Annotated in this window: 13 protein-coding genes; 8 read left to right on the plus strand and 5 right to left on the minus strand. The window is 70.2% G+C overall.

What is annotated here, in order from left to right; all coding sequences use genetic code 11:
- Nucleotides 1-163 precede the first annotated feature (163 nt).
- On the plus strand, nucleotides 164-1006 hold the full coding sequence (locus ELQ94_RS14860) for an HNH endonuclease family protein (protein ID WP_243697052.1): 843 nt from the start codon (nucleotides 164-166) through the stop codon (nucleotides 1004-1006).
- A 110-nt stretch (nucleotides 1007-1116) separates the two neighbouring features.
- Complete coding sequence (locus tag ELQ94_RS14865; RefSeq protein WP_127051134.1) at nucleotides 1117-1554, plus strand: hypothetical protein; 438 nt, start codon at nucleotides 1117-1119, stop codon at nucleotides 1552-1554.
- A 39-nt stretch (nucleotides 1555-1593) separates the two neighbouring features.
- Here the strand turns inward: ELQ94_RS14865 and ELQ94_RS14870 are convergent, their stop codons facing one another.
- From ELQ94_RS14870 to ELQ94_RS14885, 4 genes are all read right to left on the minus strand, one after another.
- A complete protein-coding gene (locus ELQ94_RS14870; RefSeq protein ID WP_127051135.1) occupies nucleotides 1594-2913 on the minus strand; it encodes a tetratricopeptide repeat protein in 1320 nt (439 codons plus the stop codon).
- A complete protein-coding gene (locus tag ELQ94_RS14875) occupies nucleotides 2910-4115 on the minus strand; it encodes an ATP-binding protein (RefSeq protein ID WP_127051136.1) in 1206 nt (401 codons plus the stop codon). The genes ELQ94_RS14870 and ELQ94_RS14875 overlap by 4 nt, the downstream gene beginning before the upstream one ends.
- Nucleotides 4116-4301: 186 nt before the next feature.
- Complete coding sequence (gene argG, locus ELQ94_RS14880; RefSeq protein ID WP_127051137.1) at nucleotides 4302-5744, minus strand: argininosuccinate synthase; 1443 nt, start codon at nucleotides 5742-5744, stop codon at nucleotides 4302-4304.
- A gap of 97 nt (nucleotides 5745-5841) precedes the next feature.
- On the minus strand, nucleotides 5842-6264 hold the full coding sequence (locus ELQ94_RS14885) for an META domain-containing protein (protein WP_127051138.1): 423 nt from the start codon (nucleotides 6262-6264) through the stop codon (nucleotides 5842-5844).
- 161 nt (nucleotides 6265-6425) lie between these two features.
- Between ELQ94_RS14885 and ELQ94_RS14890 the strand changes: the two genes are divergently transcribed.
- Entirely contained in the window at nucleotides 6426-8477 is a 2052-nt protein-coding gene (locus ELQ94_RS14890) for a chymotrypsin family serine protease (protein WP_127051139.1), read from the plus strand.
- A gap of 158 nt (nucleotides 8478-8635) precedes the next feature.
- Nucleotides 8636-9349: a hypothetical protein gene (locus ELQ94_RS14895; RefSeq protein WP_127051140.1), complete on the plus strand. Its 714-nt coding sequence runs from the start codon at nucleotides 8636-8638 to the stop codon at nucleotides 9347-9349.
- A gap of 39 nt (nucleotides 9350-9388) precedes the next feature.
- Here ELQ94_RS14895 and ELQ94_RS14900 read toward each other — a convergent pair whose 3' ends face one another.
- On the minus strand, nucleotides 9389-10081 hold the full coding sequence (locus tag ELQ94_RS14900; protein ID WP_127051141.1) for an SDR family oxidoreductase: 693 nt from the start codon (nucleotides 10079-10081) through the stop codon (nucleotides 9389-9391).
- Between the two features lie 152 nt (nucleotides 10082-10233).
- On the opposite strand from ELQ94_RS14900, the gene ELQ94_RS14905 reads away from it, so the two are divergent.
- From ELQ94_RS14905 to ELQ94_RS14920, 4 genes are all read left to right on the plus strand, one after another.
- Complete coding sequence (locus tag ELQ94_RS14905) at nucleotides 10234-11280, plus strand: NADPH:quinone reductase (RefSeq protein ID WP_127051142.1); 1047 nt, start codon at nucleotides 10234-10236, stop codon at nucleotides 11278-11280.
- Between the two features lie 96 nt (nucleotides 11281-11376).
- Nucleotides 11377-13023: a PAS domain-containing sensor histidine kinase gene (locus ELQ94_RS14910; protein ID WP_166404840.1), complete on the plus strand. Its 1647-nt coding sequence runs from the start codon at nucleotides 11377-11379 to the stop codon at nucleotides 13021-13023.
- Between the two features lie 141 nt (nucleotides 13024-13164).
- On the plus strand, nucleotides 13165-14217 hold the full coding sequence (locus ELQ94_RS14915) for a LacI family DNA-binding transcriptional regulator (RefSeq protein ID WP_243697053.1): 1053 nt from the start codon (nucleotides 13165-13167) through the stop codon (nucleotides 14215-14217).
- Between the two features lie 146 nt (nucleotides 14218-14363).
- Nucleotides 14364-15299: a dihydrodipicolinate synthase family protein gene (locus ELQ94_RS14920; RefSeq protein ID WP_208007748.1), complete on the plus strand. Its 936-nt coding sequence runs from the start codon at nucleotides 14364-14366 to the stop codon at nucleotides 15297-15299.
- Nucleotides 15300-15383 lie beyond the last annotated feature (84 nt).

Raw genomic sequence — 15383 nt, forward strand, 5'->3', positions numbered from 1 at the left:
TTGGGGTGTGTTCCTGGCAGAACGCAGGTCAAAAGCTGGCAAGAACCTGGCAGTGAGGGCGCGGCGTCTGGCGTCGACGCCTCCCGATCCGATAACGGCGGAGGCCCGCGCGGACAGCTTCCGCGGTCGTGACAGGCTGGACGGTCGGACGAGGCAAGGGGTCATGATGGCGGGACGGAAGCGCTCGACGGCGCGCGGCGGCGCGATCGCGACGACGGTCGTCGCACTCATTCTCCTCGCCGCATATGCGTTCTCGGGGCCCCTCATCGGTACGGGTGGAGATGGCGCGACACGGCACGAACGGTCGCCGACTGGCACGGCCACCCCGACGTCGGCTCCCCCGATCGCCCATGATCTCGCACCGAGCGCGGCTTCGCAGGTGCTCGTCGACGCGGGTCTCATCGATCCGGTCGCGAGCGGTCTCGGTGCGGGCGACACCGCGTGGCGCGTCGACGTGCCAGCGGTCGAGGCGCTCCTCGCGAGCCGACCGGTGGATGACCGCGGCACCCCGCTGCGCTACGACCGTGACGCGTTCGGGCAGCGCTGGGCGGACGTGGACCGGAACGGCTGCGACCAGCGCAACGACGTTCTCGCCCGCGACCTCGTCCAGCTCACCCTCCGCGAAGGCAACTCGTGCGTCGTCGTCGCCGGCGTGCTGCAGGACGTCTACACGGACACGAACATCATCTTCGAACGCGGCCAGGACACGAGCGCGGAGGTGCAGATCGACCACGTCGTGCCGCTCGCCTGGGCCTGGCAGCACGGGGCGAGCGGCTGGTCGGAGATCGAGCGCCAGCAGTTCGCGAACGACCTCGCGAATCTCCTGGCCGTGGACGGCCGCACCAACTCCTCGAAGTCCTCGAGCGGTCCGGGGGAGTGGCTCCCGCCGGCCGCGGACCACTCCTGCGAGTACGTCACGCGCTGGGTGTTCGTCCTCGACCGCTACGGCCTCGCCGTCGGCACGGACGATCGCGCCGTCATCGAGGACACGCTCGACCGCTGCTGAAACGTGCACGGATCGCACCGGGACTCGGTGCCCATTGCGCGCGTCCCGCGTCCCCGCCATCCTCGTCGTGGGTCGACATCGCGGCCCGCCGACGAAACGCGGGGACCTCCATGACCACCAACGGGCAGAGCGACGAGCCGTCGGCCGTCCTGGATCGTCTGAACGCCGAGTGCCTGGCCGCACCGGGCGAGATCGAACCGCAGATCCGGCTGTGGACGGCCGTCGCGGCGCTCGATCAGTGGATCCTCATCAATCGGGGCAGCACAGACAGCCCGCGCCCCTACGCTCTTGCGGCGGAGGCGGGGAACATGGTGTGCATCTTCAGCAGCCCGGAGCGTGCACAAGCGGCGGCGGTGACCGCCGGTCTCGTGGCGGCCGACGCCTCTGTGGAACTCATCGCCGTGTCCCTGCCCGGCGCCCTCGACTGGCTGATGTCGTTGGGCGAGCACGGCGTGGCCGGGGTGACCGTCGACCACCCGGTGATCGGAGCCTGGACGCCGCTGGCGAACCTGTCGATGCTGCGGCAGGACCCGACCTCGTCCTCGTAGCGGGGCCTCGGATGGAGGTCGGCGCCGACATCGGGGCGGTCAGGAGGTCGGCGTCGTCCGTCCGGGCCGCGGGTCCCCGCCACCGAAGGCCACGACGCGATCCCAGAGCCAGTCGGTGAGGCTCGGAGCGATCTCGACGTCGTCCTGATCCGGACGGCGGCGGTAGAGACGGCCGGCCGTGCCCTCGATGAAGTAGCCCCCGGCGTCGTCCGTGAAGAGCTGCGTGTAGTACTCGCCGTCGGCGTCCCACTGCGTCCAGGCCTCGGGGTCGGCCTCGATCGCCTCGTCCATCGTGCGGACCTCGTCGCCGGTCAGGAGGCGGAAGGGCTCGCCCGTGCCCCAGAGGTGACCGGTGCCGGGCTGCTGGCCGTCGTGCCATGCGAGGAGTCTTCCGTCGCCGCCGCTCGCCCGTGCTTCCTCTCTGTCGAGGGCCGGGCGGAGAGACCGGGAGAGGTCGTCGGGCAGGACGGCGTCGAGAGCGAGCAGCGCCTCGTCCATCCCCGTCTCGAAGAGGCTGTCGCGCAGGAGCCGCCAGGCGACCTCCCCCATGCCCATCCCGCGGATGTCGTCGAGCGTGTACTCCGTGCCTTCGAGGGGGTCGATGAACGCTCTGGCCATGATCATCCCGCCCTGGGCGACCTCGTCCGTCGGGTCCTCGCGGAGGACGCGACCGAGGATGTCGGCCGCCTCGTACGGGCGATAGTCGAACAGGTAGGCGTAGGCCAGGGCCGTGGCGATGATCGGCTCGGTCGGGTCGGCTCGGACCGCCTCCTCCGCGGCGGTGAGGAAACGCTGCGGTGGTGCCCCGGTGATGAGAAACCGCGTGGCGCGCTGGCCGAGGGCGCCGGCATACCGATCGGGATCCGTTCGTGCGCAGAATTCGACGGCCTCGTCGAGCAGTCGCCAGCTGGTCTCCGGGTCGACGACATAGGCCGACGCACTCGCGACCTCCATCCGGTCCATCCAGTCGGCCTCCGGGTCCTCACCCAGGACGATCCGACCGAGACGGAGGCTTTCCGCGTACTTCGACTGGGAGGATTCGAGGTCGCGCAGCTTGCGTATGGCGCCGGGGTACTGGCGGTCACGGCGACCGACGAGTTCATGCAGGAGGCGGCGGGCTTCGTCGATCTCGCCGCACGCCTGGCGGTGCAGGGCGAGCAGGATGATCATGCCCGTGAACCTCGGCTCCCGAGCGAGCACGCTCTGCGTCAGCCGGGGGATCTGCGGGTGCTGCGGTTGCGCGTCGTAGAGACCCCAGGCGAGGTCGCGATCGTGTTCGATCGCTGTGCGCTCGAGGTCCTCAGGATCGATCCTTTCGCGCCCGATCCCCCTGCGCTCGAACCCCTCCGGCTGGCTCATCGCATGCCGTTCGTCACGCGGTAGGCGCGGAGCTGCGCGAACGTGCCGTCATCCACGCCGTACTCGAGCACGGGTGCGATCTGGTCGAACCACGACGCCGTGGACGGGGTGAGGCCGGCCGCCGCCTCGAGGAGCGCCGCCGTGGTCACGGGGACGATCGCGCCGGCGGCCATGGACGCCGACAGCGACTGTTGCAGGGCGATCGTCGCCACCTGGGCGATGTCGGCACCGGAGAATCCCTCGGTCGCGGCGGCGACCGCGATGACGTCGACGTCGGCTGCGGCGGGTTTCCCTTCCAGGTCGCCCTGCAGGATGGCGGCGCGAGCCACGGCGTCGGGCGGCAGGACGAGGACCGTCTTGTCGATGCGGCCGGGGCGGCGCAGGGCGGGATCGATGTCCCACGGACGGTTCGTCGCGGCGAGGAAGTAGACGCCGTCGTTCTCGCTCGTGACGCCGTCGAGCTCCTCGAGCAGCTGCGTCACGATCGAGCGCATCGACTGCGATCCCCCCGACGTGCGCCGGCCGCCGAGGGCGTCGAACTCGTCCAAGAAGATCACACACGGGGACGAGGCGCGCGCGTCCCGGAACACGCTCTGGATCGCCCTCTCGCTGTCGCCGAGCCACTTGCTGAGCAGGTCGGCGACCGTCACGTGGATGAAGGAGGCCCCGAGGTCGCCGGCGATCGCCTTCGCAATGAAGGTCTTGCCGCAGCCCGGAGGGCCGTACATCAGGAGTGAACCGCCGGGCTTCTGGCCGAAGGCGGCGGCAAGCTCCGGATTGCGGAGCGGCGCGAGGAACGTGGAGTCGAGGTGGGCCTTGACATCGGCGAGGCCGGCGACGTCCGAGAGAGTGATGGCCGGTCGTTCGGCGTCCCACAGCCCAGGCTGTTCGATCTCCGGGGCGGTCTGCTCGGACTCGTGCACGACAGGCACGGGTTGGGGGGTGACGGTCCGATCGGGCTCCGTCCGAGCGGGTGAGGGCGCACCGCCTCCGCGCAAGCGGGCGGCCATGACGCGGGCGCGCAGCACGCGTACGCGCGCCGGATCGCCGCCGTGGGCCTCGAGCGCAGCCACCTCCTGCGCCGCGCGGTCCGGATCCTTCTCGAGGAGGAGCGTGATGAAGTCCTCCCGCAGCGCGGGATTCTGCGGATCCTGCGCCACCTCCGCCGCGATCACGTCGAGGAAGTCGTCGTCTTCGGCCATCGTGTCCCCCTGGTTCAGCGCTCGGTGCCGATCAGTCTGTCAGGGAGGCGCGCATCGACGACAGAGCGAATCGGCTTGTCGAGGCCGATCGCGACGGGCAGAAGTCCCCTGGTCCGACGGCCGGATACGACGATCGCGTCCGACCAGGTGGTCGGGCGCGATCGTCGTCGAGCGAGGGTGAACCCGTCAGTCGGTGCCGGAGTCGAACGCGGCGCTCTCGGAGGCCGCGTCGGTCGCCCGGTCGAGCGCATCGGAGGCCGAGTCGGGGCGCGACTCGGGGTCGAGGATCTCGTGCGCCTCGCCGGCCTCGAGGGAGCCGACGAGCTCCGCCGTGGCGCCGCCGATGATGCCGGCCGCCGCGTACTGCTCGAGGCGCGAACGCGAGTCCGCGATGTCGAGGTTGCGCATCGTGAGCTGACCGATCCGGTCGCCGGGGCCGAACGCCGAGTCGCCGACGCGCTCCATCGACAGCTTGTCGGGGTGGTAGCTGAGCGCGGGACCGGTCGTGTCGAGGATCGTGTAGTCGTCTCCGCGGCGCAGGCGCAGCGTGACCTCGCCGGTCACGGCCGAGCCGACCCAGCGTTGGATGGACTCGCGCAGCATGAGCGACTGGGGGTCGAGCCAGCGGCCCTCGTACATGAGGCGACCGAGGCGACGCCCCTCCGCGTGGTACTGCGCAACGGTGTCCTCGTTGTGGATCGCGTTGAGCAGGCGCTCGTAGGCGATGTGCAGGAGGGCCATGCCGGGGGCCTCGTAGATGCCGCGGCTCTTCGCCTCGATGATGCGGTTCTCGATCTGGTCGGAGACTCCGAGACCGTGGCGTCCGCCGATCGTGTTCGCCTCGAGCACGAGAGCGACGGCGTCCTCGAACTCGACACCGTTGATCGCGACGGGGCGTCCGGCCTCGAAGCGCACGGAGACGACCTCGGTCGCCACCTCCACGTCGTCGCGCCAGGCGGCGACGCCCATGATCGGCTGGACGAGGTCGAGTCCCGAGCTGAGCTCCTCGAGGCTCTTCGCCTCGTGGGTGGCGCCCCAGATGTTGGCGTCCGTGCTGTACGCCTTCTCGGCGGAGTCGCGGTACGGGAAGCCGCGCGCGACGAGCCACTCGCTCATCTCCGTGCGTCCGCCGAGCTCGGTCACGAAGTCGGCGTCGAGCCACGGCTTGTAGATGCGCAGGCGGGGGTTTGCGAGCAGGCCGTAGCGGTAGAACCGCTCGATGTCGTTGCCCTTGTATGTGGAGCCGTCGCCCCAGATGTCGACGCCGTCCTCCTTCATGGCACGCACGAGCATCGTGCCGGTGACGGCGCGGCCGAGGGGCGTGGTGTTGAAGTACGTCTTTCCGCCGGAACGGATGTGGAACGCCCCGCACTGGAGGGCGTTGAGGCCCTCTTCCACGAGGGCGCTCTTCGCGTCGACGAGGCGCGCGACCTCGGCGCCGTACTCCGTGGCGCGACCGGGCACCGAGTCGATGTCGGGCTCGTCGTACTGGCCGATGTCGGCGGTGTACGTGCAGGGGATGGCCCCCTTCTCACGCATCCACGCCACGGCGCAGGAGGTGTCGAGACCACCGGAGAAGGCGATGCCGACGCGTTCGCCGACGGGGAGACTGTTCAAGACTTTGGACACCCGAGAAATCCTAGGGGACGCGGGCCTCACGCGCCTGCCCGGAGGACTCCGTCCCGACCCGAATGTCTGGGATCAGAAGCGGATCTGGTCGGCTCGGTCAGCCGTCGTTGCGGTCGAGCGAACCGATCTCGTCTCCGGAGGCGTTGCGCACGATGATGGCGTCGCCGTCGAGCTGCACGGTGGAGACGGCGCGGAGCCAGGTGTCGACGCCGATGCATGCGCGCTGGGTGCTCATGAAGGTCGCGAGGGTGATCGTGTCGCCGTCGACGGTGTAGGTCGAGCCGACGCCGTTGCAGCCGTCGGTTCCCGAGACCTTGCCGTCGTCACCGAAAACGAGGTGCGGCTGTCCCTGCGCGGTCGATCCCCAGGTGCCCACGATGGCCTCCGCGGGGTCGGGTTCACCGCCAGCGGTCGAACCGGCCGCGCAAGCGGTCAGGACGGAAACGGAGGCGATCCCGATCAGAAAAGCGGTGATCAATCGTCCGTTTCGACGGAAAGTGGAGGTGCTGAGTCCGGACATGCCGAAACTTTATCGGAACCCCCTCAAAAGGAGGTGTGCATTGTCTGTGGATCCCGGTACGGTCGATGTGAGGGTTGCTTTACCCGAGCGATCTCGCCGGCCTGGGCTTCGTGTCCGCCGTCGCAGAACACCAGTAATGCAAGACAAGTCATAGGAGATCCGTGTCCGTTCAATCCCCCACGCCCCGTCTGAGGCGAGCGCTCGCGCTCGGCACGGCCGCGGCCTTCGGTCTGGGTGGCTTCTTCGCCACGCCGGCCTTCGCTGAGACCACCTCGGCCGATGCACCCATCTCGGGCGAGACGTTCGAATCGAACGCGTTCGAGCTGCTCGAGACGGAGGGCGTGGAAGCCGTCGGTCATGACGCGGAGGGCAACATCGTCATCCGCACGTCGGAAACCAGCGACGCGGTCGCCGAGTTCGACGCGACCTACGACAACGTGGTCGTGCAGACCATCGTCGGCGGCTACAGCAGCATGGCGACGACCGACGTGGTCGGCGGAGCCGGCTACCTCGTCGAGGCCGGCGAACTTCTGGGCGCCTGCTCCACCGGATTCTCCGGTTGGACCCCTGAGGGAGAGCCCGCCGTGATCACGGCAGGACACTGTGCCGTCGGTGCGACCAGCCCCGCGGCTCTGTCGACTCCGTCGGGCGACCCCGCCGGTGGCGGACCCTCCGACAGCGCCGGAGCCCCCTACGCGGTTATCGGTGACTTCGGCTTCAGCCAGTACGGCGGCCCCGGAAACACCCCCGGAGACACGAACGACACCTCCGTCGACATCGCCGTGATCGACGTCGACAACGTCGCTCTCGACCTGCTTCCGGCCGTGACCGACTGGACGACCACGGGCGACCTGTCGCAGAGCACCACCGCGATCACGTCGGTCGGCACGGTCGACCTGACGCAGCCCGTCTCGAAGAGCGGGCGCACGACGGGCAAGTCCACCTCGACCGGCACCCTCACCGCCGGCTGGGCCAACGTGGAAGGTGACGACGGGGACGACCACATCGTCAAGGGCTTCGGCGGTCCCATGGCGGTCCTCGGAGGCGACTCCGGTGGAGCCGTCTACCAGGGTGAGAAGGCTGTCGGACTCGTCAGCGGTGGCAACCAGCCCGGCACCGAGATCTGGGTCGCCGACCTGGTGTCGGGTCTCGCGCAGACCGACGGCTACACCGTCATGCTCGAGATCGACGCCCCCGTCCTCGTGACCCCGGCGAACGGTTCCGAGGTCGAGCGCGGCGCGCAGATCAGCGGCACGGGCGTCATCGGTTCCACGGTCACCGTCACGCCGACCGGTGGCGAGTCCTTCTCCATTCCGACCAACGCCGAAGGCAACTGGTCGTTCCCCGCTCCCACGGCGCTGGGTAACTACGGCTTCTCGGTGCAGTCCGTCAGCGGTTTCAACACCTCTGAGGTCAACACCTACGCCCTCGAGGTCGTCCCGGCTCCGCTCGTCGCTCCGGTGATCGAGACCCCGGCCGACGGCACCACGGTCGAGACCGAGCTCACGAGCGTCTCCGGCACCGCCCTTCCGGGCGCGACGGTCACCCTCGACGGTGACGTCACCGGCACCGCCCTGGTCGGCTCCGACGGAACCTGGTCGGTCGCGACCAGCCTCTCCTACGGCGCCTACACGGTCACCGCCACGCAGGCGTCCGAAGGGGAGACCTCGCCGGTCGCCTCGTCCGGCTTCGCCGTCGTGCCGGTCGCTCCGTCCATCTCCACCCCGGGCGAGGGCGACTCCTTCCCCGCCAGCGATGCTCCGGAGACCACCTCCGGTGTCGGCATCGAGGGCGCGACCGTGACCGTCTCGGTCAACGGTGAGGTCGTCGGAACCGCCGACATCGAGGGCGAACTGCCCGTCGACGAGGTGCCCCTCGCCAACGCTGCCGGCGACTTCAACGCCGCCGCTCTCCCGGGTGACAACTGGGAGGTCGCTCTGGCCGACTCGGTCGTCACGGGCGCCAACGTGATCTCGGTCACGCAGGAGATCAACGGCGTCTCGTCCGCCGCCGCCACGGCGACGTTCGAGGTCCGCGCCGCCGCTGTCGAGCCCCCCACCGAGGGTGACGACGACGGCGACAACGGCGACGGCCTGGCCGTCACCGGTGGCCCGGACATGATGCCGATCGGCATCGCGGCCTGGCTGCTCATCGCCGGTGGTATCGCCACCACGGTGATCGTGCGCAAGCGTCGCCTCTCCGCCGAGGTCTGATTCAGCAGCACACCGCGTGAGTGATCACGCAGCATGAGAAGGGGCGTCACGTTCGCGTGGCGCCCCTTCCGCATGCCCGGCGTGGGCGCGTTCCGCCCCGGCCTGTCGGGTCGCAGCTTCGTGGGGGATGATGGAGGCCGACTCCCGGGAGGACCCAGATGAGCGACACACGGAACGGCGACACCGGCTCGGCCACGAACGGCGGAGCCTACGACAGGGCGGATCTGCGAGGACCGGCCGTCATCGTCGGCGCGATCGGCCTCGCGGCCGGCGTGCTCGGCACGGCCGTCGTCGTCACCCACGGACCCGTCGTGAAGAAGTGGTGGAGCGCCCACGTGGCCCCCGCGGTGAGCAGCGTCACGCGTCGCGTGCTGCGCCGCAACGGGCTGCCCGATCAGGCCGCGTCCGACTCCTCCGTCATCCTGACGAAGTCGACGCTGCGGAGCTTCTCGCGCCGCGTCTCCGTCGCCGCGGAGAACGCCCGCGTCGGCGCGACGGCGGGTCGGCTCGCCCTGGACCTCGTCGAGCTCCTCCTCGCCGCCTCGATCATCGCCGACCGGATGCGCACGCGTTCCGACGACGATCATGAGGCCGACGCCCTCGTCCCCGAGCTGTCCACCGCGATGGCGGCCCTGTCGAGCCCGCCCGTGGTCGACGCGGTCAACCGCGTGCTCTCGGTGGAGGATCCCGCGCTCGACGCCGAGACGCGATCGATCGTCGCGCGCGTCTTCGATGGCGGCTTCGTGGCCTCGGGCGGCTACGTGCCGGTGCGGAGCGAGCGCGTCGAGAGTGCCCTGCGCATCACGCGATCGGCGATCCCCGTGCCGCGTTCCGCCCCGGGCTCCACGGAGGACGTGCGGCACCGGCCGTAGTCGGCTGATCCGGGTCGCCGCCTCGTCGGCCCGGTCTGCTCAGGCGGTGAGAACGTGGCGGGAGGCGTTGAGCGTCGCGGCTTCCGCGCTCCAGAGTCCGACGAAGCGGCTGGCGAGCTCCTGCTCGAGTCCCGAGAGGGACGACACCGCGAAGATCACGGCGGCCGCCGTCTCCGGCGCATCGGCATCGAATCCCGAGGCGATGGCCCCGGTCCACGTCTCGCTCGCCGCCTTCACCGTGGAATAGTTCGCCGTATTGCGGTGCGGCTTCTGCGCGGAAGTCGACGAGACGATCGCGAGCCGGCCGGCGGGGGAGGCGACGAGGTCCGGGTAGAACGCGCGGCTCACGTGGCGGAGCGCGGTGAGGGAGGTCTCGAGGGCGGCCCAATCGGCGTCCGACTGCCCCGGGATGCCGTCGCCCCGGCGGAAGCCGCCGACGAGGTGCAGGACGCCGTCCACGGGGCCGACGCTGTCGTGCACGCGCGCGACGAGGGCGTCGACCGCGGCCTCGTCCGTGAGGTCCACCGTCTCGGTGACGACGCCCGGTAGCGCGTCGGCGAGGGCGGCGAGCTTCTCCTCGTCCCGACCGGTCGCGACGACCGTGCCGCCCGCGGCCTGCGCCGCCCGGGTGACCTCACGTCCCGCATCGCTCGTCGCCCCGGCGAGGAGCACCACCCTGCCGGCCAGTGCGGCCGTGTCCAACTCCGTCGCGTCCGTCAACTCCGTCGTCATGCCGTCACCCTATCGCCGGGTCGTGCGCATCGTGGCCGCCCGAGGGTGCCGCCTCTACGTGGCGCCCTCGAGCCGCACGAGCGCCGTGGGGAGGGAGGGGAGAAGGGGGGAGGGGGTTGGGTTCGTGGGGGAGCGGACGTAGCGTCGTAGGTATGAGCAACGAAACGAAGACCCAGTCCGCCGTCGTCTACACCGAGACGGGGGACACCTCCGTCCTCCACCTCGTCGAGCGCGAGATCGCGGAACCCGGGGCCGGCGAGGTGCGCGTGCGCATCGTCGTGTCGGGCGTGAACCCCACCGACTGGAAGTCGCGCGCGGGCGGCGGGCCCGGCGAGAAGCTCCCCTTCGGCGAGGTCGTGCCCAACCAGGACGGTGCCGGAGTGGTCGACGCGATCGGGGACGGGGTCGAGGGCCTCGCCGTCGGCGACCGGGTCTGGACCTACCTCTCGGCCCACCAGCGCCCCACGGGCACGGCCCAGGAGTACACGGTCCTCCCCGCCGAGCGGGTCGTGCCGCTGCCCGACGGCGTCTCCTTCGACATCGGCGCGAGCCTCGGGGTGCCGGCCGTCACTGCGCACCGCGCCCTCACCGTGGCCGAAGACGGACCGACGCGGCTCGCGCCCGGGGCGCTCGACGGTCGTGTCGTGCTCGTCTCCGGCGGTGCCGGAGCCGTCGGCCACGCGGCGATCCAGCTCGCGCGCTGGGCCAGCGCCACGGTCGTCACCACGGTGAGCTCCCCCGAGAAGGCCGCACTCGCGCGTGCAGCAGGGGCGCTGCATGTCGTGAACTACCGCGACGACGACGCAGCAGACCAGATCCGCGCGATCGCCCCCGACGGGGTGCACCTCGTGGTCGAGGTCTCGATCGCCGCCAACCTCGCGCTCGACCTCTCCGTCATCGCGCCCCGCGCCACCATCGCGAGCTACGCGGACAACGGTGGAGACACCGTCGAGGTGCCGATCCGCCCGAGCATGATCCAGAACGTGCGCTACCAATTCATCCTGCTCTACACCGTGGGGTCCGAGGCGCTCTCCGCCGGGGCCGAGGACGTGACGGAGGCCGCTTCGCAGGGCGTGCTCGAGGTCGGCGAGGAGCACGGGCTGCGGCTCCACCGCTTCCCGCTCGCGGACACGGCCGCAGCTCACGGCGCGGTCCAGGACGACACGGTCGGGAAGGTCCTCATCGACGTCTCCGAGTGACGCGGCGGCTCGTGCGCGACGAGCCGCGCCCCTACGATGGGGCCACGACGGAACGATGAGGATCCGGTCGACGTGGTGACTCCTGAGGGGAGCCAGATGCCACTTCACGCTCGAGGACGGACGCGCCAGGCGCGTTGGGAGCTCTTCCTGCGCGGGCAGGCTCCGTTCATCGTGATGCTCGTGCTCATCGCGCCTCTCGTGGTGGTGTCGCGTCCCGAGGGCTATTGGGCTCCGGTGTTCGTCGCGGGGATCGCCGTCGCCGCGGTCTCGACGGTGCTCGCTCTGGTGGTGCCGTGGGAACGGCAGGAACGCCAGACGATCGTCATCGTTCCGCTCCTCGACCTCGTGAGTGCCGCTCTCATCCACGAGACGGCTTACGACTCGCTCCCCCCATCGTTCCTGCTCGCCGCGTTCCCCGTGCTCTGGCTCGGGTACGGCTTCCGCCGGTGGGGGCTCCCCCTCGCGGTCGCCGGCGCTTTCCTCGTCTCTCTCTTTCCCCTCGCCTGGCGCGGAGAGGTTCCGGGGAGCGCGGTCGAATGGGGACGCGCGATGGTCATCCCCCTGTGCGCGGCGCTCGCCGCGGTGTGGCTCCATTACGTGTCCCACACGGTCCGTCGACACGCGATCCAGGCGGAACGGGCCGCGGGCATCCTCGGTTCCGTCGAACTCGAGCTCGAGGACCGGAAGGTGCTCACGTCCGCGATCACGGCCACGATCGACGTCGGCGTCGTGTTCTACGGAGCCGACGGCGACATCCGCCACATCAACCCGGCGGGGGAGGAGATCTTCCGGATCGCCTCCAAGCCGTTCGGGCCGGGGACGGAGAGCGCGACGTTCGTGTTCGGCCCCGATCGGCTCACGCCGATCGAGCCCGACCGGCAGATCATTCCGCGGGCGCTGCGGGGCGAGCACGTCGTGAACGAGCTCGAGTGGATCGGTCCGTCGGGGTCGCAGCGCGCCGTGCTGCTCTCCAGCCGCGCGGTCATCCGCGGCGATGGTTCGCGGCTCGGCACGGTCGTGACGGCCCACGACGTGACGCAACTCGCCCAGGCCGTGCAGGTGCGGGAGGACTTCCTCCTCTCCGTCTCGCACGAGCTGCGGACCCCGCTCACCTCGATCGTCGGTTACGTCGATCTCCTCTCCGACTCGCTCGACGTGTCGTCGCTCGGCATCGAGCGGGAGTTCGAGGTGATCCGCCGGAACGCCGACCTCCTCCTCGTCCGCATCGCCGACCTCCTCGCCCTCCCCGATTCGGAGGTGGAGATCGAATCGGCTCGAACGGATGTGTCCGGTCTCGTGGAGCGCAGCGTGGAGGACATCCGGCCCCGGGCCGAGGCGAACGCGGTGACCGTCTCGACGTTCGTCGCGCCGCCGGTCGTCGCGGACGTGGACGAGTCGCGATTCCGCCAGGTGATCGACAACCTGCTCTCGAACGCCGTGAAGTACACCCCGCCTGGTGGGACCGCGACGCTCACCGTGCGCGAGGTCGACGGGCAGGTGGAGCTCGCGGTCGCGGACACGGGTGTGGGAATGGCCGCCGACGAGGTGGCGCAGATCTTCGATCCGCTCTACCGGGCGCGGCAGGCTCGAGACGGGGCGACCGGCGGCTTCGGCATCGGGCTCTCCATCGTCCAGCGGATCGTCACCGCCCACGGCGGCACGATCGACGTGGCGAGCGAGCCGGGCACGGGCACCACGGTGACCGTCCGCGTCCCGTCGCGTATCGCGCGGTCGGCGGAGTAGTGATCCCCGTCGCCGCCTGAGCCATGCTCCCGGCGTTTTGCGTACGCAACTGCGCAACGCGTGTGAAATTTCACCCGCAGAATGCCCGAGCGTGCGCAAAACCCAGGGTGGAGGTGGCATGCCATCATTGCAAGGACGTCGGTGTTGCAGGAACGTTCTCAGGGGGTCGATGTGACGGACGAGGATCGGGGCGCGGAGCAGCGCGAGCGTGCGGTGACCCTTCGTGAGGTTGCCGCCGCGGCGGGCGTGAGCGTGTCGACGGCGTCGCGTCTGCTCGACAAGCGCTACGAGGGGTCATCCCCGGCGAATGCCCGCCGCGTCCGCGAAGCGGCCGACCGGCTCGGCTACACCCGCGACTATGCGGCATCGAGCCTCCGCCGCCAGGGCACGAGCACGATCGGGGTACTCGTCCCGAGGCTGTCCGATGCCGTGATGGGGATCCTCTACGAGGAGATCGCGCGTGAATGCGGTCGTCGTGACGTGCAGGCCCTGGTGGCCACGACCCAGGACGACCCCGAGCAGGGGCGGAAGGCGGCAGCGTCGCTGCTGTCGCGCAAAGTCGACGGGCTCATCATGACCACAGCGCGCACGGACGACGGATTCGCTGAGGAGCTTCGAGCTGCGGGAGTGCCGCACGTGCTCGCGCTGCGCACGGCCGGCGAGAGCCCATCCGTCGTGACGGACGATCATCTCGGCGGCTACCTCGCCGTGAGGCACCTCGCGGACCTCGGGCACCGCCGGATCGGGATCATCGCCGGACCGCGATATGCGTCGAGCGCGCTCGCCCGTCTCGACGGTGCGCTCGACGGGCTGCGCGAGTCCGGATGCGATCTCGGCGGCGACCTCGTGCGCGGAGACGGCTTCTCCGTGGAGGCGGGCGAGGATGCGGCGGGCGATCTCCTCGACGCAGGTGCAGCGCCGACGGCGATCTTCGCAGTGACCGATCATGCCGCGATCGGAGCGATGGCCGCCGCTGCGCGCCGGGGGCTCACAGTCCCGGGCGACCTCTCCGTGGTCGGCTTCAACGACATCCCGCTCGCACGTCATCTGCCGACACCGCTCAGCAGCGTTCGCGCCTCGCTCGACCTCATCGCTCAGGCGGCGGTGCGGATGCTCGTCGAGGGGCAGTCTCAGCACCTCGTATTCCCGCCGACGATGATCCCGCGCGCCTCGTCCGGCCCGCTCGCCGTCTGATCGATCCCGTACCTGTTCCGCTCCGTCTCGGTCTCGTCCCGCCGGGGTCTTGACGTTCGATGCGTCACCGTGCAAAATACTGAAAACGTTCCTAATAACGTTCGCAACCAGTTTCGACGCAGACATCTCAACGGAGAGAGGACATCATGACGATCGACCTTCGCGGTCTCAGCCCCGCACCCGTCACCCCCTTCACGGAGGAGGGCGACATCGACTTCGCCGCCATCGAGCGGCTAGGCTCCTGGCTCGGATCCATCGACGGCGTCAAGAGCCTCGTCGTGCTGGGCCACGCCGGTGAGGGCACCTTCCTCACCGTCGACGAGCAGCTCGACGTGATCCGAGCCTTCCGCGACTCCGTCGAAGGACGCATCCCGATCGTCGCTGGCATCACGGGTGAGGGGAACAAGGTCGCAGCCCTCGAGGCGAAGCGCGCCGTCGACGCCGGCGCCTCGGCCGGTCTCGTCTACCCGTCGCACGGCTGGCTCCGCTTCGGTTTCCAGCAGGGCGCCCCGCAGACCCGCTACCAGGACATCTACGACGAGAGCGGCCTGCCGCTCATCCTGTTCCAGTACCCGGACAACACGAAGGCGAGCTACGACCTCGACACCCAGCTCGAGATCGCCGGCCAGGAGGGCGTCTTCGCCGCGAAGAACGGCGTGCGCAACATGCGCCGTTGGTACACGGAGATCCCCGCGCTGCGCGCCGCGTACCCGGAGCTCCAGATCCTCTCGTGCCATGACGAGTACCTGCTGCCGACGATGTTCGACGTCGACGGGCTCCTCGTGGGCTACGGCAACATCGCGCCCGAGCTGCTCGTCGACCTCATCGCCGCCGGTCAGGCCAAGGACTACGCGGCGGCGCACGAGATCCACGAGCGCCTGCTGCCGGTGACGAAGAACGTGTACCACCGCGGCTCCCACATGGAGGGCACCGTCGCCCTCAAGTGGGGCCTCGTGCACCGCGGTATCCTCGAGCACGCCACCGTCCGCACCCCGCTCCTGCCCCTCGCGGATGGAGCGGACAAGGAGATCGCGGCGGCCTTCGTGTCGGCCGGGATCGAGAAGGTCACGGTCGACGCCTGAGCATCCGACCAGGCGGGGCCGGAGCGATCCGGTCCCGCATCCGGTCCGACCGAGGGGTCCCTCTCGGACGCACCGACGCCGCGT

This window comes from Labedella endophytica (assembly GCF_003990045.1).
GTDB classification, from domain to species: domain Bacteria; phylum Actinomycetota; class Actinomycetes; order Actinomycetales; family Microbacteriaceae; genus Labedella; species Labedella endophytica.